General features: G+C 73.4%; 21 protein-coding genes. 10 read left to right on the top strand and 11 right to left on the bottom strand.

Annotation, left to right across the window (positions count from 1 at the left end; genetic code table 11):
• Positions 1-11 precede the first annotated feature (11 nt).
• The gene (locus tag OEB99_RS06930) at positions 12-527 is read right to left on the bottom strand and encodes a DUF6069 family protein (RefSeq protein ID WP_263509228.1); all 516 of its coding nucleotides are present in this window, start codon (positions 525-527) and stop codon (positions 12-14) included.
• A gap of 455 nt (positions 528-982) precedes the next feature.
• On the opposite strand from OEB99_RS06930, the gene cimA reads away from it, so the two are divergent.
• The gene (cimA, locus tag OEB99_RS06925) at positions 983-2,521 is read left to right on the top strand and encodes a citramalate synthase (RefSeq protein WP_263509440.1); all 1,539 of its coding nucleotides are present in this window, start codon (positions 983-985) and stop codon (positions 2,519-2,521) included.
• 39 nt (positions 2,522-2,560) lie between these two features.
• Here cimA and OEB99_RS06920 read toward each other — a convergent pair whose 3' ends face one another.
• The gene (locus OEB99_RS06920) at positions 2,561-3,148 is read right to left on the bottom strand and encodes a class I SAM-dependent methyltransferase (RefSeq protein ID WP_263509226.1); all 588 of its coding nucleotides are present in this window, start codon (positions 3,146-3,148) and stop codon (positions 2,561-2,563) included.
• 174 nt (positions 3,149-3,322) lie between these two features.
• Here OEB99_RS06920 and OEB99_RS06915 point away from each other — a divergent pair, with 174 nt between their 5' ends.
• On the top strand, positions 3,323-4,780 hold the full coding sequence (locus tag OEB99_RS06915; protein ID WP_263509224.1) for an NAD(P)/FAD-dependent oxidoreductase: 1,458 nt from the start codon (positions 3,323-3,325) through the stop codon (positions 4,778-4,780).
• 92 nt (positions 4,781-4,872) lie between these two features.
• Positions 4,873-5,025 carry a hypothetical protein gene (locus tag OEB99_RS06910; RefSeq protein ID WP_263509223.1) on the top strand — a complete coding sequence of 51 codons (153 nt, stop codon included), beginning with the start codon at positions 4,873-4,875 and terminating at the stop codon, positions 5,023-5,025.
• A 55-nt stretch (positions 5,026-5,080) separates the two neighbouring features.
• Here OEB99_RS06910 and OEB99_RS06905 read toward each other — a convergent pair whose 3' ends face one another.
• Positions 5,081-6,016, bottom strand: coding sequence for a LysR family transcriptional regulator (locus OEB99_RS06905; protein ID WP_263509222.1), 936 nt, complete (start codon positions 6,014-6,016; stop codon positions 5,081-5,083).
• Positions 6,017-6,143: 127 nt separating this feature from the next.
• Between OEB99_RS06905 and OEB99_RS06900 the strand changes: the two genes are divergently transcribed.
• Positions 6,144-7,205, top strand: coding sequence for a YeiH family protein (locus OEB99_RS06900; RefSeq protein WP_263509221.1), 1,062 nt, complete (start codon positions 6,144-6,146; stop codon positions 7,203-7,205).
• A 63-nt stretch (positions 7,206-7,268) separates the two neighbouring features.
• Positions 7,269-8,318 carry a lipoate-protein ligase LplAB gene (gene lplAB, locus OEB99_RS06895; protein ID WP_263509220.1) on the top strand — a complete coding sequence of 350 codons (1,050 nt, stop codon included), beginning with the start codon at positions 7,269-7,271 and terminating at the stop codon, positions 8,316-8,318.
• 3 nt (positions 8,319-8,321) lie between these two features.
• On the opposite strand, the gene OEB99_RS06890 is transcribed toward lplAB, so the two are convergent.
• The 3 genes from OEB99_RS06890 to OEB99_RS06880 form a co-directional block, all read right to left on the bottom strand.
• Positions 8,322-8,696 carry a hypothetical protein gene (locus OEB99_RS06890; RefSeq protein ID WP_263509219.1) on the bottom strand — a complete coding sequence of 125 codons (375 nt, stop codon included), beginning with the start codon at positions 8,694-8,696 and terminating at the stop codon, positions 8,322-8,324.
• Positions 8,697-8,898: 202 nt separating this feature from the next.
• A complete protein-coding gene (locus OEB99_RS06885) occupies positions 8,899-9,768 on the bottom strand; it encodes a GNAT family N-acetyltransferase (protein WP_263509217.1) in 870 nt (289 codons plus the stop codon).
• A gap of 53 nt (positions 9,769-9,821) precedes the next feature.
• Positions 9,822-10,553 (bottom strand): YggS family pyridoxal phosphate-dependent enzyme, encoded by a 732-nt coding sequence (locus OEB99_RS06880; RefSeq protein ID WP_263509216.1) that lies wholly within the window; start codon positions 10,551-10,553, stop codon positions 9,822-9,824.
• A gap of 29 nt (positions 10,554-10,582) precedes the next feature.
• On the opposite strand from OEB99_RS06880, the gene OEB99_RS06875 reads away from it, so the two are divergent.
• Together OEB99_RS06875 and OEB99_RS06870 are read left to right on the top strand one after the other, a co-directional pair.
• Entirely contained in the window at positions 10,583-11,233 is a 651-nt protein-coding gene (locus OEB99_RS06875) for a nucleoside/nucleotide kinase family protein (RefSeq protein WP_263509213.1), read from the top strand.
• 102 nt (positions 11,234-11,335) lie between these two features.
• Positions 11,336-11,737: a YccF domain-containing protein gene (locus tag OEB99_RS06870; RefSeq protein WP_263509211.1), complete on the top strand. Its 402-nt coding sequence runs from the start codon at positions 11,336-11,338 to the stop codon at positions 11,735-11,737.
• A gap of 49 nt (positions 11,738-11,786) precedes the next feature.
• Here OEB99_RS06870 and OEB99_RS06865 read toward each other — a convergent pair whose 3' ends face one another.
• The 3 genes from OEB99_RS06865 to OEB99_RS06855 all read right to left on the bottom strand — a co-directional run bounded on the left by OEB99_RS06865 (position 11,787) and on the right by OEB99_RS06855 (position 15,224).
• Complete coding sequence (locus tag OEB99_RS06865) at positions 11,787-11,996, bottom strand: dodecin (protein WP_263509210.1); 210 nt, start codon at positions 11,994-11,996, stop codon at positions 11,787-11,789.
• Between the two features lie 120 nt (positions 11,997-12,116).
• Positions 12,117-12,608: a Cys-tRNA(Pro) deacylase gene (gene ybaK, locus OEB99_RS06860; RefSeq protein ID WP_263509208.1), complete on the bottom strand. Its 492-nt coding sequence runs from the start codon at positions 12,606-12,608 to the stop codon at positions 12,117-12,119.
• Positions 12,609-12,647: 39 nt separating this feature from the next.
• Complete coding sequence (locus tag OEB99_RS06855; protein WP_263509207.1) at positions 12,648-15,224, bottom strand: DEAD/DEAH box helicase; 2,577 nt, start codon at positions 15,222-15,224, stop codon at positions 12,648-12,650.
• A 146-nt stretch (positions 15,225-15,370) separates the two neighbouring features.
• Here OEB99_RS06855 and OEB99_RS06850 point away from each other — a divergent pair, with 146 nt between their 5' ends.
• On the top strand, positions 15,371-16,090 hold the full coding sequence (locus OEB99_RS06850; protein WP_263509206.1) for a maleylpyruvate isomerase family mycothiol-dependent enzyme: 720 nt from the start codon (positions 15,371-15,373) through the stop codon (positions 16,088-16,090).
• A gap of 14 nt (positions 16,091-16,104) precedes the next feature.
• Here the strand turns inward: OEB99_RS06850 and OEB99_RS06845 are convergent, their stop codons facing one another.
• The gene (locus OEB99_RS06845) at positions 16,105-16,749 is read right to left on the bottom strand and encodes a phosphoribosyltransferase (RefSeq protein ID WP_263509205.1); all 645 of its coding nucleotides are present in this window, start codon (positions 16,747-16,749) and stop codon (positions 16,105-16,107) included.
• Positions 16,750-16,895: 146 nt separating this feature from the next.
• Between OEB99_RS06845 and rnhA the strand changes: the two genes are divergently transcribed.
• The gene (gene rnhA, locus OEB99_RS06840; protein ID WP_263509439.1) at positions 16,896-17,324 is read left to right on the top strand and encodes a ribonuclease HI; all 429 of its coding nucleotides are present in this window, start codon (positions 16,896-16,898) and stop codon (positions 17,322-17,324) included.
• 57 nt (positions 17,325-17,381) lie between these two features.
• The gene (locus tag OEB99_RS06835; protein ID WP_318011394.1) at positions 17,382-18,188 is read left to right on the top strand and encodes a methyltransferase domain-containing protein; all 807 of its coding nucleotides are present in this window, start codon (positions 17,382-17,384) and stop codon (positions 18,186-18,188) included.
• A gap of 20 nt (positions 18,189-18,208) precedes the next feature.
• Here the strand turns inward: OEB99_RS06835 and OEB99_RS06830 are convergent, their stop codons facing one another.
• A complete protein-coding gene (locus tag OEB99_RS06830) occupies positions 18,209-19,225 on the bottom strand; it encodes a heparan-alpha-glucosaminide N-acetyltransferase domain-containing protein (protein ID WP_263509204.1) in 1,017 nt (338 codons plus the stop codon).
• Positions 19,226-19,230: the final 5 nt, after the last annotated feature.

The raw sequence follows: 19,230 nt of genomic DNA, 5'->3' as shown, positions 1-19,230 counted from the left end.
GCCCGGTTCGCTCAGGGGACGGTCGGGTGGAGCGTCCACCTCAGCACGCCGCCGAGCAGCGAGCCGATCGACAGGCCGACCACGAGGTTGACCAGGCCGCTCGCGACCGCGCTGCCCAGGTCGTCGGTCCAGGTCAGCGGGAGCAGCATCGCGACCACCGTGACCAGGCCCACGATCCAGCCGAAGAACGCCTGGGGACGGGGCGCGGCGATCACGAGCAGCTGGAGCAGCCCGGCCGCGAGCAGCGCGGCCACGGCTCCGCCGAGCACGTAGGCCCACAGGTGCGAGTCCGTGCCGAACGGGTCCTGCACCACGAGGTCGACGTTCAGGATCTCCTCGGCCACGATCGTGCCGACCACCCCCACGAGCGCGGCGACGACGGCGGTGGCGACCGCCCCGGCCCAGTACCTGCCGGCGTCGATCGTCCACGCGGGCTTCGGTGGCGCGGCGGGTGGCTCGGGCTGGGTGTGCTGGACCGGCGGCTGCACCGGCGGCATCCGGCGGGTCGGCTCGTACGGGTCGGTCATCGTTCCTCCAGGTGGGAGGGCCCGTCGTGCTGGGCCGTTCCGGCTCGACACGCCCACGCTAGCCATGGTGCCGTCGTGGCGCAGGGGAACGCGCGCGGCGCGGCTGAGACGGTCCTTGGCGGCGCTGGAGGGCTGTGGCATGATGCCCGCGTGACTCACCCAGCACACCTCATTATCGAGTAGCGCGTTCGGCACCTCGCCGGACGCGCAGACCTCCCGTGACCTCGGGGGGTCTTTTTGTTGGTCCGGGCACCACCCCCGCCCGACCGGCACCGTCCACGGCCCGACCGCCACCCCTGGTCGGGCAGCACCCCGCGTACCGTGGACGGAACCTGCCCGCAGTGCCTGGTTCGACCCGTCGGCACCGACGCCGACGGCCAGCCCGAGGAGACCCGGTGGACACCACCTTCGACGTCTACGACACGACCCTGCGAGACGGGGCCCAGCAGGAGGGCATGAACCTCTCGGTGGCCGACAAGCTCGCGATCGCGCCGCTGCTCGACGAGCTCGGGGTCGGCTTCATCGAGGGTGGCTGGCCGGGCGCGATCCCCAAGGACACCGAGTTCTTCAAGCGCGCCGCCAAGGAGCTCGACCTGCGCAACGCCGAGCTCGTCGCGTTCGGCTCGACCCGCAAGGCCGGCACCACGGCGGCCGAGGACACCCAGGTGCGGGCACTGCTCGACAGCGAGGCGCCCGTGGTCACGCTCGTCGCCAAGTCGGACATCCGTCACGTCGAGCGCGCGCTGCGGACCACGGGCGAGGAGAACCTCGCGATGATCGCCGACACCGTGCGACTCCTGCGCCGCGAGGGGCGACGCGTGGTGGTGGACGTCGAGCACTTCTTCGACGGGTTCCGGTACGACGAGGACTACGCGGTCGCAGCGGTGCTCGAGTCGTTCGAGGCGGGCGCGGAGACCGTCGTGCTGTGCGACACCAACGGCGGCATGATCCCGGAGTGGGTCCACGAGGTCGTGGCCACCGTGCAGCAGCGCACCACCGGGCGGCTGGGCATGCACGCGCACAACGACACGGGGTGCGCGGTCGCGAACACCCTGGCCGCGGTCAGCGCGGGCGCGGTGCACGTGCAGGGCACGGTGAACGGCTACGGCGAGCGGACCGGGAACGCCGACCTGCTCACGGTCGTCGCCAACCTGGAGATCAAGCACGGCCGTCGGCTGCTCGCCGGTGACGGCCTGCGGGAGATGACCCGGATCGCGCACGCGATCAGCGAGATCACGAACATCGCGCCGTTCGCGCGCCAGCCGTACGTGGGCGCGAGCGCGTTCGCGCACAAGGCGGGCCTGCACGCGAGCGCCATCAAGGTCGACCCGGACATGTACCAGCACACCGACCCGATCACGGTCGGCAACGACATGCGGATGCTGGTCTCGGACATGGCGGGCCGCGCGTCGATCGAGCTCAAGGGCCGTGAGCTGGGGTACGACCTGACCGGACGCGGCGAGCTGCTGACCAAGGTGACCAACCGGGTCAAGGACGCCGAGGCGCAGGGGTACACCTACGACGCAGCGGATGCGTCGTTCGAGCTGCTGCTGCGCGAGGAGCTCGACGGGGCGCGACCGGCGTTCTTCACCACCGAGAGCTGGCGCGTCTTCGTCGAGACGATGCCCGGCGACCCGACCCAGGCGTCGAGCGAGGCGACCGTGAAGATGCACGTCGGCGGCGAGCGGATGCTCGCGACCGGCGAGGGCAACGGTCCGGTGAACGCGCTCGACCACGCGCTGCGCAAGGCGGTCGAGCCGACCTACCCCGAGGTCGGCAGGTTCGAGCTGATCGACTTCAAGGTGCGCATCCTGGACACCGAGCACGGCACGGACGCCACCACGCGCGTGCTCGTCGAGACGATGGACACCGACGCGGAGACCACCTGGATGACGGTCGGCGTGGGGCCGAACCTGGTCGAGGCCTCGTGGGAGGCGCTGGTCGACGCGATCACCTACGGGCTGCTGCGCGCCGGGGTGCCGAACCGCTCCTGAGCACGGGTCCGGCCGTGCCGGGTCGCGCCGGGCGCGGTGTCAGGCGGGTCGTCGGGCGACCACGTGGAAGACGTGCCAGTGCTTGGGCCCGGTGTAGGCGTTGCCGTCGGCGTCCTCCTCACGCCAGTGCAGGATCTCGAGCCCGGCGAGCAGCTCCTGGGCCTCGGCCTCGGTGTGGAACGTCATCTCGGGGTCGCCGTAGGAGTCGTCGTTCGGGCCGAACAGCTGGACGGCGAGCACGGCGCCGGGGCGGAGCGCTTCGCGCACCTCGGCCCACAGGGCGTCGAAGGCGGCCGGCGGACAGTAGGGCAGGGCGTACGAGGAGTGCACCAGGTCCGCCGGCGGTAGCACCGGCGGGGCGGTGAAGTCGGCGTGCTGCACGTGCAGGGCGGCGTGCGAGCCGTGCCGGTCGACGATCCGCGCGAGCGCTGCGGGCTCGCCGTCGACCGCGTGCACGGTCCACCCGGCGTCGAGCAGGGCCGCCACCTCGACACCCTCGCCGCAGCCGAGGTCGACCGCGACGCCGGGTTCGCCGCTGGTCGCGTCCAGCGCGAGGTCGAGCGAGGCGCGGGGGACGCGGCCCCACTGGTGGGCGTTGTAGTCGTCCCAGCTGACGTCGTGGGGCACGGCTCGACCCTATCTGCCGGAGCCGCGCCCCGAATCGACCTCGCGACGGCCGTCCGAGTGGTATCGATGTCGGTGCGGAACAATCCTCGAGGGGTATACCCCTGGGGGTATGCTCATCGGTCGGGCCAGGGCGCCCGGCGGCAAGGCGCCGCAACGACCTCGAGGAGGAGATCGATGGCTCGCGTAGTGATCCTGGGGGCCGGCATCGCCGGACACACCGCGGCACTGCACCTGCGCAGGATGCTCGGCAAGCAGCACGAGATCGTCGTGGTGTCGCCGAACTCGAAGTGGAACTGGATCCCGTCGAACATCTGGGTCGGCGTCGGCAAGATGGCCTCGGACCAGGTGGTCTTCCCGCTCGCCCCGATCTACCGGCGCAAGGGGATCGGGTTCCACCAGGCGCTGGCCACCACGATCTTCCCCGAGGGCACGGCCGAGGACGAGCGACCGCAGGTGGAGGTCTCCTCGACGGCGCCCGGTTCGCAGGGGCAGACCGAGCGGCTCTGGTACGACTACCTGATCAACGCGACCGGTCCGAAGCTGAACTTCGCGGCGACCCCGGGGCTCGGTCCGGACGGCAACTCGTTGTCCGTCTGCACGGCCTCGCACGCGGCCGAGACCTCGAAGGAGTTCGACGCGCTCGTCGAGCAGATGCGGGCCGGCGAGAAGAAGACGATCGTGATCGGCACCGGCCACGGCATGTGCACGTGCGAGGGCGCCGCGTTCGAGTACACCTTCAACGTCGAGCACGAGCTGCGCGAGAAGGGCGTGCGGGACAACGCCGAGGTCGTGTACCTGTCCAACGAGTACGAGCTCGGCGACTTCGGCGTCGGCGGCATGAGCTTCACCCAGATGGGCTTCACGACGTCGTCGAAGACCTGGACCGAGTCGCTCTTCCGGGAGCGTGGCGTCAAGGCGATCCTGCGGGCCCACGTCCAGAAGGTCGAGCCCGGCACGGTGCACTACGAGCAGCTGGACGGCTCCGAGCACAGCCTCGACTTCGACTTCGCGATGCTCCTGCCGCCGTTCAAGGGCGCAGACATGAAGGCGTACGACCGCGCCGGTGCGGACATCACCGACCGGCTCTTCGCACCCAACGGGTTGACCAAGGTCGACGCCGACTACACGCCCAAGCCGTACGAGGAGTGGTCGGCCGACGACTGGCCCACCACCTACCGCAACCCCTCGTACCCGAACATCTTCGCGCCGGGCATCGCGTTCGCGCCGCCGCACCCGATCTCGGTGCCGCGCAAGAGCCCGAACGGCACGGTCATCACGCCGGCACCGCCGCGCACCGGCATGCCGTCCGGGATCATGGCCAAGACCGTCGCGCTCACCATCAAGGACCTGATCGCGAAGGGCGACCAGGCCCACGCGCACACCGCGTCGATGGCCCGGATGGGAGCCGCCTGCGTCGCGTCGGCGGGCAACGGCTTCACCCGGGGGTCGGCGGCCGCGATGACCATGTTCCCGGTGGTGCCGGACTGGAAGAAGTACCCGGGGACGGGTCGTGACCAGAAGGGCACGTCCGGCGAGATCGGCCTGGCCGGCCACTGGATCAAGGCGATGCTGCACTACCTGTTCATCTACAAGGCCAAGGCGCGTCCGTTCTGGTTCCTCATCCCGGAGTGACCGAGAGGGCGGGACGCGCGCAGGCCGCGCGACCGCCGGACCCGTGAGCGACTGGACGACCGACCAAGACCCGCCAGAGAGGACCAGTGACCATGTCCGACCCGATCGCCGACGAGGCCATCGCTTCGTCACCGCTGCCGACTCCCAAGACGTTGGCCCGCCGCAGGAACGTGTTCTTCCAGCTCGTCCGCTTCGCCGTGATCAACCTCAAGATGGTGCGCGTCGTCGCGCGCGGTCACGGCTGAGCACGGCTGACGCGACGAACCGAGGGCTCCGCGCGCTGCGGGGCCCTCGGTCGTGTCAGGCCTCGCGGAGCCGGCCCGCGATCCGAAGCAGGTCGAGCGCCGCGGGGCCGAGGTCGCCGCGCCAGACCGCGCGCAGCGGGCGCCGCAGGTCCAGTGCGACGTCCACCTCGACGAGCCGGCCGTCGGCGATGTCGCGGGACACAGCCAGCAGGCTCAGGGCGGCCGGCCCCGCGCCGGCCACGGCGGCGGAGCGCACCGCGCTCGTCGTGGAGAGCTCGAGCACGGGCGCGGCGGACGGTCCGACTCCCGCCCCCGCGAGGGCGGTCTCGAGGAAGGTGCGGGTGCCCGAGGTCGGCTCACGCTGCACCAGCCGGGTGGCGGCCAGCTCGCGGGGCTCGACCGGTTCGGACCGGTGGGCCCACGCGTGCCCGGGGTGCACGACGACGGCGAGCCGGTCGCGCGCGACCACGCGCGACCTGAGGCCGCGTGGCGGGTTCGGCCCCTCGACGAACCCCAGGTCGACCGAGCCGTCCAGGACCGCCTGCTCGACGCGCACCGAGTTCATCGCGTCAAGGGTCACGGTGGAGTCCGGGTGGGCCGCGGCGTAGAGCGCGAGCCAGCCGGGGAGCAGGTGCTCGGCGACGGTCAGTGACGCGGCGAGGCGCAGGCGCCCCCGCGCATCGCTGCGCAGCGAGGCGAGGCCGGCGCCGAGGTCCGCCGCAGCGTCCAGCACCGGTCCGGCCCAGCCGGCCACCAGTGCCCCCGCGGGGGTCAGTCGCGACCCGCGCGGTCCGCGGTCCACCAGCGTCGTGCCGACCCGGCGCTCGAGGGCCCGCAGCCGGGCCGACACGGCGGGCTGGCTCAGGCCGTGCCGGGCCGCCGCGCGGGACAGGCTCTGCTCCTCGCCGATCGCCCGCAGGAGCGACAGCGAGACGAGATCCGGCACCTGCGGCGCCGCCGGGCCGAGCGCCGGCTTCGGGTTCTCGGGCACGTGGCCACCGTACCCGGAGTCATCACGAATGGTGATGGGTCGATCAAGATCCTGGCCTTCCGCGTGGGCACCTGCGTAGCGGAGGCTTGCCCCGGTCGAACAGACATGGGACGAGCGAGGAGACCGGATGAGCGACGAGGTGCGGGCCGCGACGCGGCCGGGCGCGACGGTGGTGCCGGGCCCGGTCGAGCGGTTCGGGCGCCTGCGACCACTCGTACCCGGACTCGCTGCCGTCGCGGCCGCGACGCTCGTCGCGTTCGGTGTGGCCGCGGCCGTCCCGGGGCTCGGCGCCACGACCGTCGCCGTGGTGCTCGGCGCTCTCGCAGCCAACCTCGGGCTGCACCGCGCGGTGCTGCGGCCGGGCACCGCCTTCGCCGCGAAGCGTCTGCTGCGGGTCGGAGTCGTCCTGCTCGGTCTTCAGCTGTCCCTCGGCCAGGTGGCAGGGCTCGGCTGGGCCGGTCTCGCCGTGGTGGCGGCGACCGTCACGCTCACCTTCACCGGGACGCAGGTGCTGGGCCGGCTGCTCCGGGTCGGACGGACCCGCTCGTTGCTCGTCGCGACCGGGTTCTCGATCTGTGGTGCGTCCGCGGTCGGGGCCATGAAGGAGGTCGTGGACTGCGACGAGGAGGACGTCGGCGTCGCGGTCGCCCTGGTCACGCTGTGCGGCTCGCTCGCGATCCTGCTGCTCCCGCCGCTGCGCGGGGTGCTCGGCCTGGACGTCACGTCGTTCGGGGCGTGGGTCGGAGCGAGCGTGCACGACGTGGGCCAGACCGTCGCCACCGCGAACCGCGTGCCCGGGGCGCTCTCCGCCGCCGTCGTGGTCAAGCTCAGCCGTGTCGTGCTGCTCGCACCGCTGGTGGCCGCGGTCGCGCTGCGCGAGCGGCGGACCGCGGGGAGGCAGGCACAGCCGCGCGCCGACGGCCGGCGGCCCGCACCGGTCCCGCTGTTCGTCGTCGGGTTCCTCGTCGCGATCCTGGTGGCCAGCACGGGCTGGTTGCCGGACGGCGTCCTGCACGCCGCCGAGCTCACCCAGCAGGTCCTCCTGGTCGCCGCGCTCGTCGGGCTCGGGACCGGCATCCACATCGCGATGCTGCGTCGCACGGGCGGCCGCGCCTTGGCGCTCGGGCTCGCCTCCTGGGTGCTGGTCGCGGCGGTCGCCTACGCCGGGGTCCGGCTGGTGGGCGCCTGAGCAGCCGTGCCCGTGCGCGCGCTCGGGTCTGCGTTCACCCCGGCGGAGTCCTAGGATGACTCGGTGCACGGTGAGTACAAGGTCCCCGGTGGCAAGCTCGTGGCGGTCGACGTCGAGGTCGACGACGGGAGGCTGACCCGGGTCGCGGTCAGTGGCGACTTCTTCCTCGAGCCGGACACCGCGCTCGAAGCGATCAACGAGGCCCTGCTGGGGCAGCCCGCAGACACCCCGGTCGCCGAGCTGACCCGGGTCGTCGAGCAGGCGCTCGGAGCAGGCGCCGTGATGGTCGGCTTCAGTGCCGACGCGGTCGCGGTGGCGGTGCGGCGCGCCCTCGGGCACGCCACCGGCTGGGACGACCACGAGTTCGAGATCGTCCACGAGGGACCGGCGTCGCCGGCCATGCACATGGCGCTCGACCAGGCGATGGCCGAGGCGGTCGGCGCCGGGACCCGCCGGCCCACGCTCCGGATCTGGGAGTGGGGCGCGCCGGCCGTGGTGATCGGCTCGTTCCAGTCGCTGCGCAACGAGGTCGACGCGGAGGCGGCCGACCGGCACGGCATCACCGTGGTCCGGCGGATCTCCGGTGGTGGCGCGATGTTCATCGAGCCCGGCAACACGATCACCTACTCGCTCACCGTGCCGGCCTCGCTCGTCGAGGGCCTGAGCTTCGAGCGCTCGTACGCGTTCCTGGACGACTGGGTGCTCGGCGCGCTCGCCGAGATCGGGATCGACGCCCGCTACGTGCCGCTCAACGACATCGCCTCGCCGGCCGGCAAGATCGCCGGCGCGGCGCAGAAGCGGCTCGCCACCGGCGCCGTGCTGCACCACGTGACGATGGCCTACGACATCGACCAGTCGAAGATGCTCGAGGTCCTGCGGATCGGCCGGGAGAAGCTCTCGGACAAGGGCACGAAGAGCGCGAACAAGCGCGTCGACCCGCTGCGCTCGCAGTCCGGGATGGCTCGTGCCGAGGTGATCGAAGCGTTCAAGGCTCACTTCAGGTCGCGCTACCGGACCGTCGACGGGGCCGTCACCGAGGGGGAGCGGGCGCGCGCCGACGAGCTCGTCGAGACCAAGTTCGGCACCCAGGAGTGGACCGCCCGGGTGCCGTGAGGCTCAGGCGGCGTGCTGGGCGCTCGCCTCGACGCGAGCGGGCTCCTCGTTCGGCTCGCCGGCCGGCGGGAAGGCCGCCTCGGCCGTCTCGATGCCCTCGCTGAGGGCCGCGATCACCACCCGGGCGAGCGGGTGCCGCACCGGGCCGAGCAGGGTCCGCAGGGCTCGGGCCGACTCCGCCGCCTCCGGCGTCCAGGTCGTCTCGCCGAGCAGCCGCCAGGCGCCGCAGCGGTGCAGCACGTCGCGCGGGTGCCCGGTGACGATCTCCTCGAAGAGCCCGTCGTCGGAGAGCAGCACCGCGTGCGCGACGTCGCTCGGCGCGAACGCGTGGGGGCCGTGGTCGCGCAGGATGCTGGTGGGGGTGAACTCGGCGGTCATGACGTGCTCCGGTCGGTGGGGACTCACCTGCCCCATCGGCCCGATCGCCGCCGAGTCAAGGACCCCGACGGGACCGGTTTGGCGCCGCGGGTGACCGACGGTCCGGAGGTGTCGTGCGCTCATACCTGAAGAGAGGGCCGACGAGCGCCGCTGTGACGCAGGTCACCGGCCGACGATGCCGGGGGCCGGCAGGTGTGCCACCTCAGTCGAGGGAGAAGCCACGCCGTTGCGGGGCGATCACCCGCTCCTCGACGAACCCCAGGCCCTGGTAGAGGCTGCGCGCCGCGACGTTGGTCTCCCGCACCGTGAGGTGCACCCGACCGCAGCCGAGCGCCCGGAGGGCCGCCACCGCGGCCTTGACCAGCTCGCCGCCCCAACCCTGGCGGCGTGCGTGCTCCGCGACGCCGAGGAAGTCGAGGTACCCGTCACCGTCAGGTTGGCGCTCGGCGGCGAGGTAGCCGACGGGCGTGCCGTCCTGCTCGACCACCAGGCGCAGATGGTCGGGGTCGGCGTCGCGCAGCAGCCCGTCGCCGGTGGCGTGCGTCCTCGGGAACAGCCGGTCGTGCAGCGCTGCGACGTCGACGTCGTCCGGCCGCAGCGGGCGCGCTTCGACCGCGGGGCCTGGCAGAGGCCCGCCGAGCGTGAGGACGGCCGACCCGCTCTCCGCGGCGAAGCCGTGCGCGCGGGCCCAGGCGATCAGGACGTCGAACCGCGCGTCGGGTGCGAGCTCCTCCTGGTCGATAGCGGCGGGCAGCAACGCGCGGGCGTGCGCGTCGAGGGCGTCCGCGATCGCCACCCAGCCCTCGTCCTCGGCGGTGATGAACGGGCCGAACCACCACACCCGGCCGATCTCCTGGTCCACGGAGCCCACCAGCCACCCCACCGGGGCGCCGTCCCGCTCGGCCACGGCGCTCACCGCGGTCCAGTCGTCGTCCTCGGCGACCATCTCGGCGGCGATCGTCTCGGCGTCGAGGCCGAGGTAGGCCACGTGGCGCTCGGGTCGTCGCTGGAGCCCGGCGGCCAGCACGGCCAGGGTCGAGCGGTCGGACGGGACGGCGGTGCGCACGATCACGCGGTGAGTCTGGAGTCCCGAGGCGTCGGGTGCACGCGGATTTCCGTGGTCGGTCAGGCCGGCGGGCGCGGCCCGAACACCGCGCTGCCGAGGCGGACCATCGTGGCACCCTCGGCGACCGCGAGCTCGACGTCCCCGCTCATGCCCATCGACAGGCCGTGCGCATCGGCCGTGCCCGGTGCACCCGACCCGACGAGTGCGTCGCGCAGCTCGCGCAGCCGCGCATAGCCGGCGCGGACCAGGGCCTCGTCGTCCGACCGCGCGCCGATCGTCATCAGGCCCGCGAGGCGCAGCCGGGGCAGCGCGGCGACCTCGGCCGCCAGCTCGAGCGCCGCCGCCGGGGTCACACCGCTCTTGGTCGCCTCACCGGAGACGTTCACCTGCACCCAGACCTCGAGGTCGCGGTCGAGAGCCGTGCACCGCCGGGACAGTCGTGCGGCGAGATCGGTGCTGTCCACGCTCTGCACGGCGTGCGCCCACTGCAGCGCCGCGTTCACCTTGTTGGACTGCAGGTGCCCGATCACGTGCCAGGTCGGCGCGAGCGCGGCCAGTTCGGGTGCCACGGCGGTGAGCTCCTGGACCCGGTTCTGGCCGAGCAGCGTCGCGCCACTGAGCACCGCCTCGCGGACGACCCTCGCGGGCAGGGTCTTCACGGCGAGCAGGATCCGCACCTCACGGGGGTCGCGTCCGGCGGCGGTGGCGGCGTCGGCGACGCGGCGCTGCGCGTCCCGCCACCGGCCGGCGACGCGGGCGGCCCGCTCCTCGTCGGGGTGCGGACTGCTCACACGCCGGACTGTAGTGGCACTCTGGGCCGGTGACTGCTCTGGACGGTGTGCTCTCGGAGATCGGCCTCGCGGTGGACCAGGCGGGGCCCGGGCGGCTCCTGCTCGGGGTCGACGGTGTGGACGGCGTCGGCAAGACGACGGTGGCCGAGGCGCTCGCCGACTCGTTGCGCGCGGCCGGCCGAGACGTGCTGCGGGTGAGCCTGGACGACTTCCTGCAGCCCGCTGAGCGGCGGTACGCGCGGGGTCGCGACTCGGCGACGGGGTACTACCTGGACTCGGTGGACCTGGCCGCGTTCCTCGACGCGGTGGTGCGTCCGTTGCGCGACGACGAGCCGCGGATCCGCACCGCGGTGTTCGACCACCGGACGGACACGCCGGTCGACGTCCCTCCGGTGTGGGTCCCCGAGGACGCGGTGATCGTGGTCGACGGGATGTTCCTGCACCGCCGCGAGCTCGCGGCGCTGTGGGACGTGTCGGTGTTCCTGGACGCGCCGTTCGAGGTGACCGTCGCGCGCACGGCGCAGCGGGACGGGGGATCGCCGGACCCGGACGACCCGGCGAACCGTCGGTACGTCGAGGGCCAGGGCCTCTACCTCGACGAGTGCCGGCCGGCTCACCTGGCGACCGTGGTGGTCGACCTGACCGACCCGGATCACCCCCTGGTGGTCGCCGGCGAGTGACCGGCGGCCCGCTCGCCGGCCGAGATGCCGGGAGATCGACCCGGTGCCAGATCCGGGTGATCCCGGATACCGCCGCGCGCCGATCCGGGGCACGGTGGGGGTGTGAAGGTCGTCAACGCTCTGCTCAACGTCATCTGGCTGGTGCTCGCGGGTGCCTGGCTCGCCCTCGGTTACGTCGTCGCGGGCCTGATCTGCGTCCTGCTCGTCGTGACGATCCCGTTCGGCATCGCGTCGTTCCGGATCGCGGCGTACGTGCTGTGGCCCTTCGGACGCACCGTGGTCGACCGTCCGGACGCGGGCGCGTGGTCGACGCTCGGGAACGTCGTCTGGCTGCTCGTGGCGGGCTGGTGGCTCGCGCTCGGGCACGTGGTCACGGCGATCCCGCTGTTCGTGTCGATCATCGGGATCCCGATGGGCTGGGCCAACCTCAAGCTGATCCCGGTCTCGCTGCTGCCGATGGGCAAGCAGATCGTGCCGAGCGACCAGCGGTTCGGGGCCCGCTGACCGAGCTCGGTCCGGGTTGTCGCCGGTCCGACGCGTGCGCCGGGGTCGCTCACTCCTCCAGGCGGAAGCCGATCTTCAGCGACACCTGGACGTGCGCCACGGCCTGGTCGGCGAGGTGCCCGCGGATCTCGGTGACCTCGAACCAGTCCAGGTGCCGGGTGTGCTTCGCCGCGCGCTCGACCGCGTTGTTGATCGCTGCGTCGATCCCGGCCGCGGACGACCCGACGACCTCGACCACCTTGTAGACGTGCTCCGACATGGCGTCTCCTCCCGCACCTCGTCGTGCCTGGGACGCCTCGACGCTATCCCGACGGGGCGCCGAGCACGAGGGGGTACCGGGGCTGCGGCGGGCCGTCGGGCACGCGGCCGGGTCTGCCGATCAGTCGCGTGCGATGTCGGCGACCACGGCGTCGGTGAGCCGTACGAGGTCCTCCGGGGCGAGACCCACGTCGAGCCCGCGGCGACCACCGGAGACGTAGACCGTGTCGAACAGCCAGATCGTCTCGTCGAGCACCGTGGGGTGCGCCGTCTTCTGCCCGAGCGGCGAGATGCCGCCCACCACGTACCCGGTCGCGCGCTCGGCGGCGGCCGGGTCGGCCATCGCGGCCTTCTTCCCACCGACCGCGGAGGCCAGCGCCTTGAGATCCAGCTTACCGGCCACCGGGACCACGGCGACGGTGAGCGTGCCGTCCACCGAGGCCATCAGGGTCTTGAACACCTGCTCGGGCTCGAGCCCCAGCACCTGGGCGGCCTCGAGGCCGTAGCCGACGTCGCTGCCCGCGTCGTGGTCGTAGGGGTGAACGGTGTGCGGCACGCCCGCACGCTCGAGCGCGACGAGCGCCGGTGTGCCGACGGGCTGCTTCTTGCTCACGCGAGCACCGTACCGAGCGACCTCTCGCAGCGTGGCGGGCTAGAGGCGGCCGGCGTCGGTCACGTGCCAGACGGGCTCGCCGGTCTCGTCGGAGGCGGTCAGGTCCAGGACCAGGTCGATGTACCAGTCGTGGTGGCCCGCGGGGTCGTCGAGCAGCTGGCGCACCTCCCACCGGTCGCGGTGCTCGGTGACCAGCAGCAGCTGCGGCCCGCGGGCGTCGGGTCCGGTCAGCAGCTCGTCGTGCTCGTCGAAGTACGGGTCGAGCGCCGCGTGCCAGCGGTCCGCGTTCCAGGCGGCACCGTCGGGATCGGTGTCACCGAGGCGCCCGAGCTCGTCCCAGCGTTCCCGGGCCACCAGCTCGACCCGGCGGAACAGCGCGCCGCGCACCATGGCGCGCAGTGCCCGGGGTGCGGCCGACAGCCGGGTCGGCGGCGGCGGCTCGAGCGGCACGCCGCCGGTGCCAGCAGCGCCCTCGCCGGCCGCGAGCTTCTCCCACTCGTCCAGCAGGCTCGAGTCCGTCCCGCGCACGACCACGCCGAGCCACTCGAGCAGCTCGTCGAGCGCGCCGTCCCGGGCCTCGGGTGGCACGGTCTGGCGCAGCGCGCGGAAGGCGTCCGCGAGGTAGCGCAGCAGCACGCCCTCGGTGCGTTGGAGCCCGTAGGTCGCGACGTAGTCGGAGAACGTCGCGCCGTGCTCGGCCATGTCGCGCACCACGGACTTCGGCGACAGGGTGTGGTCGGCGACCCAGGGGTTGGTCCGCCGGTAGATCGCGAAGGCGGCGGCGAGCTCCTCGGCGAGCGGGCGCGGGTAGGTGACGTCCTCGAGGGCCGCCATCCGCTCGTCGTACTCCATGCCCTCGGCCTTCATCGCGGCGACCGCTTCGCCACGCGCCTTCTTCTCCTGCGCGACGAGCACCTGGCGCGGGTCGTCGAGGGTCGCCTCGACCACCGACACGACGTCCAGCGCGTAGTCGGGGGCTGCCGCGTCGAGCATGTCGAGCGCTGCGAGCGCGAACGGCGACAGCGGTTGGTTGAGGGCGAACTCCTCGGGGAGCGACACCGCGAGGCGCACGGTCCACCGCCCGTCGGCCGACCGCACCCGGTCGACCACGCCGGACTCGCGCAGCGAGCGGTAGATCCGGACGGCCTGGCGCACCAGGCGGCCGCGCGCGGCCTCCGGCTCGTGGTTGTCGGTGAGCAGCCGGCGCATCGCCTCGACCGGGTCGCCCGATCGGCGGGCCAGCACGTTGAGCACCATGGCGTGCGAGACGGTCAGGCTCGACGTGAGCGGCTCGGGCGGGGCGTCGCGCAGCCGCTCGAAGGTCTGCTCGGTCCAGTTGACCTGTCCGGGCGGCGCCTTCTTGCGCACGATCTTCTTGACCTTCTTGGGGTCGTCCCCGGCCCGGGCCAGCGCCGCGCGGTTCTCGATCACGTGCTCCGGCGCCATCACCAGGACCTCGCCGAGGGTGTCGAACCCGGCGCGTCCGGCCCGGCCGGAGATCTGGTGGAACTCGCGGGCGGTCAGGTGGCGCATCCGCTCGCCGTCGTACTTGACCAGCGACGTCAGGACGACCGTGCGGATCGGCACGTTGATGCCCACCCCGAGCGTGTCGGTGCCGCACACCACGGTCAGCAGCCCCTGCTGGGTGAGCCGCTCCACGACCCGCCGGTAGCGCGGCAGCATCCCGGCGTGGTGCACGCCCACCCCGTGCCGCAGGAACCGTGACAGGGTCTGGCCGAACCCGCCGGCGAACCGGAACGCGCCGAGCTCGGCGGCGATCGCATCGCGCTGCTCGCGGCTGGCGAGCGTGGTCGACATCAGCGCCTGAGCGCGCTCGACCGCGTCCTTCTGGGTGAAGTGCACCAGGTACACCGGTGCGCGGCCCCCGGCGACCAGACCGGCGACGACCTCGTGCAACGGGTCGACGACGTAGCCGTAGGTGAGCGGCACCGGACGCTCGACGCTCGTCACGCACGCGACCTCGACGCCGGTGCGCCGGCGCAGGTCCTCGGCGAAGAACGACGGGTCGCCCAGGGTCGCCGACATGAGGACGAACTGGGTTCGCGGCAGCTCCAGCAGCGGGACCTGCCATGCCCAGCCGCGCTGCGGGTCGGCGTAGAAGTGGAACTCGTCCATCACCACCTGGCCCACGGCGTCGGTCCCGGGGACCGCGGGGTCGTCGGCGTGGCCGGCCGCCTCTGCGGTGCCGTCGCCGGTGCGCAGCGCGATGTTCGCCAGGATCTCGGCCGTGCAGCAGATGATCGGGGCGCCGGGGTTGACCGAGGAGTCCCCGGTGATCATCCCGACGTTGGCCGTGCCGAACGCGGCGACCAGGTCGAAGAACTTCTCGCTGACCAGGGCCTTGAGGGGCGCGGTGTAGAACGTCCGGCGGCCCTGGGCGAGGGCGACGAAGTGCGCGGCCATCGCGATCAGCGACTTCCCGGACCCGGTCGGGGTCGACACGATGACGTGCGACCCGGTGACCAGCTCGAGCAGGGCCTCGTCCTGGTGCGGGTAGAGCGTCTGGCCACGCTCGGCGACCCATCCGGTGAAGGCGTCGTAGAGCGCGTCGGGGTCGGGCTCGCCGGGCACGCGGTCGGCGAGCGATGGGGTCACGCTCGGAACGGTCACGGGCCGCCAGTCTGCCAGGCCCGCCGGGTGGGCGGGTGAGCGTGCGGCGGCCCGCCGCAGCGGACCGGGCCGAGCGCCACGTCACACCCGGCGACCTTGCCGTTCGCGCCGGGCGGGGGTGGGATGGAGTCATGCTTCCGACCGAGGCGTCTGCGGCGATCGAGTCGATCGAGCGCACTCATGAGCGAGTCCGTACGACGATCGAGGGGCTGACCGACGACGACGTCCGGGCCGCGTCGCGGCTGCCCGGCTGGACGCGTGGCCACGTCCTCGCGCACCTGGCGGGGTTCGGTGCCGCGGCCGAGCGGCAGGTGCTCCGGGCGCTGGAGGGGGCCGACCCGGGAGAGTTCTACGACGGCGGCCGGCCCGGGCGGGACGCCGCGATCGAGGCGGGCGCGTCGGCCGGCGCCGCCGAGCACGTCACCCGGGTGGAAGCGGCGATGGACCGCATGGAGGGACTCCTCGACCTGCTCGACGAGGACGTCCTGCGGCGGCGGACCGCCTTCAAGGACGGGCTGCCGGTCGAGGCCGTGGTGCTCGCCTGGTGGCGGGAGTTCTCGATCCACCTCACGGATCTCGACCTGGGCGCCGAGCACACCCTGTGGGGTCCGGAGCTGCGCGAGCACCTCGTGGCGTTCCTCTCGCCGCGGGTGCCCGACGGCACGCAGCTCGACCTCGAGCCGACCGATGTGGACGAGCCGCGGCGGCTCGGCCAGGGTCGGGTGCTCCGGGTGCGGGGCGCGGCCAACGACCTGGTCGCCTGGTTGGCCGGGCGCGAGCCGATCGTGCCGCTGGTCGCGGACAACGGGGGCGCCGTGGTGGACCTGCCGGAGCTCGGTCCCTGGCCGTGACCCGCGGCGGTGACTCAGCTCTCGAGCTCGGCCCGCGCCTCGTCGAGCGCGGCCAGCACCTCGGCGTCGGTCGTGGGGGAGAAGTCGTCGTAGTCCTGCCCGACCGCCCGGAAGTGGGACGGGACGTGCAGCGCGATGCACTCGTCCGCGACCTCGTGCATCGGCCATGCCCAGTGCGGCGGGGCGACCGGGACCGCGAGGACCACGCGCTCGGCGCCGCGCGCGCGGGCCGCCAGGCAGGCCGCTCGCGCCGTGGACCCGGTCGCCAGTCCGTCGTCGACGACCACGACCGTCTTGCCCTCGAGCGGCACGGCCGGGCGCCCGCCGCGGTACGCCGCCTCGCGGGCCAGCGCGGGAGCCTCACGCTCGGCCGCCGCGTCGATCGCGGCGTCGGTGAGCCCACCACGCGCGACGACCTCGGCCTCGACCACCCGGACGCCGCCCTCGGCGATCGCGCCCATCGCGAGCTCGGGCTGCCACGGCACGCCGAGCTTGCGCACCGGGAGCACGTCGAGCGGCGCCTCGAGCGCCACGGCCACGGGTGCCGCGACGGGCACGCCGCCTCGCGGGAGGCCCAGCACCACGACCGGTGTGCCGTGCAGCGGTGCGAGCCGTTCGGCCAGCCGGCGTCCCGCATCCGTGCGGTTCGCGAAGGTCATGCCTCCTATCGTGCGCCTCGGGCTGTGCGCGGTGCAGGCGTTCGGTCGGGATGCGCTGTGAGCCGGGCCGTCCGTGGTCCGGTCCGGGGCCACCGTCTGGCTAGGGTGACCGCGTGGCCGACGACAACGAGCTGACCGACGTCGAGATGTGGACCGACGGCGCGTGCAAGGGGAACCCGGGTCCGGGCGGCTGGGGCGCCTGGCTGCGGTCCGGCGACCACGAGCGCGAGCTGTTCGGCGGCGACGCGCTGACCACGAACAACAAGATGGAGCTCACCGCGGTGATCGAGGCGCTGCGTGCGCTGCGTCGCCCGTGCCGGGTGCGACTGCACGTGGACTCGACCTACGTGATGAACGGTGTGCAGCGGTGGATGCCGAACTGGAAGCGCAACGGGTGGCGGACCGCGGACAAGAAGCCGGTGAAGAACGTCGACCTGTGGCAGGCGCTGGACGCCGAGCTCCAGCGGCACGACGTGACCTGGCTGTGGGTCAAGGGCCACTCCGGGGACCCCGGCAACGAGCGTGCGGACGCGCTCGCGAACCGAGGCGTCGACCAGCTGGGTCTCGCTCGATAGGTGAGACGATTCGTCCTGGATATTGAAACGCAGACGTGGCTGGGCTTCCCTGGCCTGGTGACCTACACCCACGGGCACGCCGAGAGTGTGCTCCGCTCGCACCGCGCACGGACGGCGGCCGACAGCGCGGCGTACCTGCTGCCCGAGCTGCGGCCCGGCCAGCGGCTGCTCGACGTCGGCTGCGGGCCGGGCACCATCACGCTCGACCTGGCGCGGGCCGTGGCGCCGGGCGAGGTGGTCGGTGTGGACGCGTCGGACGCCGTCCTCGCCGAGGCGCGGCTGCTCGCGGACGCGGCCGGCGACGTGCCGGGTCTGTCGTTCCGCGCTGCCGACGCGATGGCGCTGCCGTTCCCCGACGCCAGCTTCGACGTGGTCCACGCGCACCAGGTGCTCCAGCACCTGCCCGACCCGGTTCGGGCGTTGCGCGAGATGCGGCGCGTGGTGCGGCCGGGCGGTCTCGTCGCGGTGCGCGACGTGGACTACGCGACCATGACCTGGGCTCCGGCGTCCGAGGGCCTCGCCGAGTGGCGAGAGCTCTACCGCGAGGTCGCCAACGCCGACGGCGGCGAGCCCGACGCCGGCCGGTACCTCGCCGGGTGGGCGCTGCAGGCGGGCTTCGCGAGCGAGGACCTCACCAGCTCGGCGAGCGCCTGGGCCTACGCCGGCGCGGAGGCGACCTGGTGGGCGCAGGTCTGGGCCGACCGCGCGACCCGATCGGACTTCGCGCAGCACGCTCGCGACCACGGGCTCGCCGACGACGTGCTCCTCGAGGAGATCTCGGAGGGCTGGCTCGACTGGGGTGCCCAGCCGGACGCCTGGTTCGGCATGCTGCACGGCGAGCTCCTGGCGCGGGTCCCGGGCTGACCGGACCTGCCCGACGCGCCTCAGGGCTCCGAGCGCGCCGGGGTGGCGAACGACTCGCCCACCGCGACCGACGCGCCGTGGATGAGCCGCTCGAGCGGTCCGCGGCCCCAGAGCGATCGCCAGACCCAGCAGGCGGCGACGGTCACGACCACGAACGCGGCGAGCACCACGTTGCTCGGCTGGTACACCACGTCCCGGCCGAGCACCGCGATCGCCACCACCTGCCCGGTGTACGCCGTGAGGGCCAGTGCGCCGGTCGCCGCGAGCGGTGCGACGACCCCCGGGAGTCGGCGCGAGACGGCGAGCGACCCGGCCAGCACGACGAACGCGACGCCGAGGTTGCCGAGCGCCTCGGGCACCGTGCTCGAGTGCGGCGTCAGGTCGAGCGGCCCACCGGCGACGGGGCCGGCGACGAACGCCGCCACGGCCCCCGTCCCGTAGCCCACCAGCGCGAGCGCGAGACCGATCGCGGCGAGCCGCGCCGGGCGGCCGAGCAGGCCCGCCCGGACCACGGCGAGGCCGGCGAGCAGGTAGGCCGTCCAGACCACGACCGGGTAGTAGTGGCCGAGCAGGATCGACACGGGCCACTCCAGCGCCCACGCGGCGTCGCGCACGGCCTCGTGCACTGCGGCACCGACCACCAGGACGACGCCGGCCAACCCGGTCAGCAGCCGTGGCGAGGCGCCCAGCACGGGCAATGCGAGCAGGAACATCACGGCGTAGGACGGCAGGATCACGACCACCGGCGTACCGAGCGCCATGAGCAGCACGCCGAGCGTCCCGATCAGCACCGCGCGGGTCGCGATCCGGGCGCGGGCCACCGGGAGGTCCCGCGGTGAGCGACCGCCGGAGAGCAGCCCGATCGACACCCCGGCGAGCGTGGCGAAGGTGGCCGCGGACCGGCCGTCGGCCAGCTGGAGAGCCCCGGTGACCTCGTCCCAGGTACCGGCGTCGCCGACGTGCGCGGCCGCCATGCCGAGCACCGCGAGGCCGCGCGCGACGTCGACCCCGACGATCCGGCCCTCGGCTCCTGGCACGGAGG

Source organism: Actinotalea endophytica (assembly GCF_025717005.1).
In the GTDB taxonomy this organism is placed as follows: Bacteria; Actinomycetota; Actinomycetes; order Actinomycetales; family Cellulomonadaceae; genus Actinotalea.
This window is presented reverse-complemented; position numbering and strand designations above follow the sequence as displayed.

Coding starts and splice junctions, on each gene's coding strand:
- OEB99_RS06915 (WP_263509224.1), top strand. CDS start 3,323: ATGGCTCGCGTAGTGATCCTGGGGGCCGGCATCGCCGGACACACCGCG.
- rnhA (WP_263509439.1), top strand. CDS start 16,896: ATGTGGACCGACGGCGCGTGCAAGGGGAACCCGGGTCCGGGCGGCTGG.
- OEB99_RS06850 (WP_263509206.1), top strand. CDS start 15,371: ATGCTTCCGACCGAGGCGTCTGCGGCGATCGAGTCGATCGAGCGCACT.
- OEB99_RS06900 (WP_263509221.1), top strand. CDS start 6,144: ATGAGCGACGAGGTGCGGGCCGCGACGCGGCCGGGCGCGACGGTGGTG.
- OEB99_RS06930 (WP_263509228.1), bottom strand. CDS start 527: ATGACCGACCCGTACGAGCCGACCCGCCGGATGCCGCCGGTGCAGCCG.
- OEB99_RS06890 (WP_263509219.1), bottom strand. CDS start 8,696: ATGACCGCCGAGTTCACCCCCACCAGCATCCTGCGCGACCACGGCCCC.
- cimA (WP_263509440.1), top strand. CDS start 983: ATGAACCTCTCGGTGGCCGACAAGCTCGCGATCGCGCCGCTGCTCGAC.
- OEB99_RS06865 (WP_263509210.1), bottom strand. CDS start 11,996: ATGTCGGAGCACGTCTACAAGGTGGTCGAGGTCGTCGGGTCGTCCGCG.
- OEB99_RS06910 (WP_263509223.1), top strand. CDS start 4,873: ATGTCCGACCCGATCGCCGACGAGGCCATCGCTTCGTCACCGCTGCCG.
- OEB99_RS06845 (WP_263509205.1), bottom strand. CDS start 16,749: ATGACCTTCGCGAACCGCACGGATGCGGGACGCCGGCTGGCCGAACGG.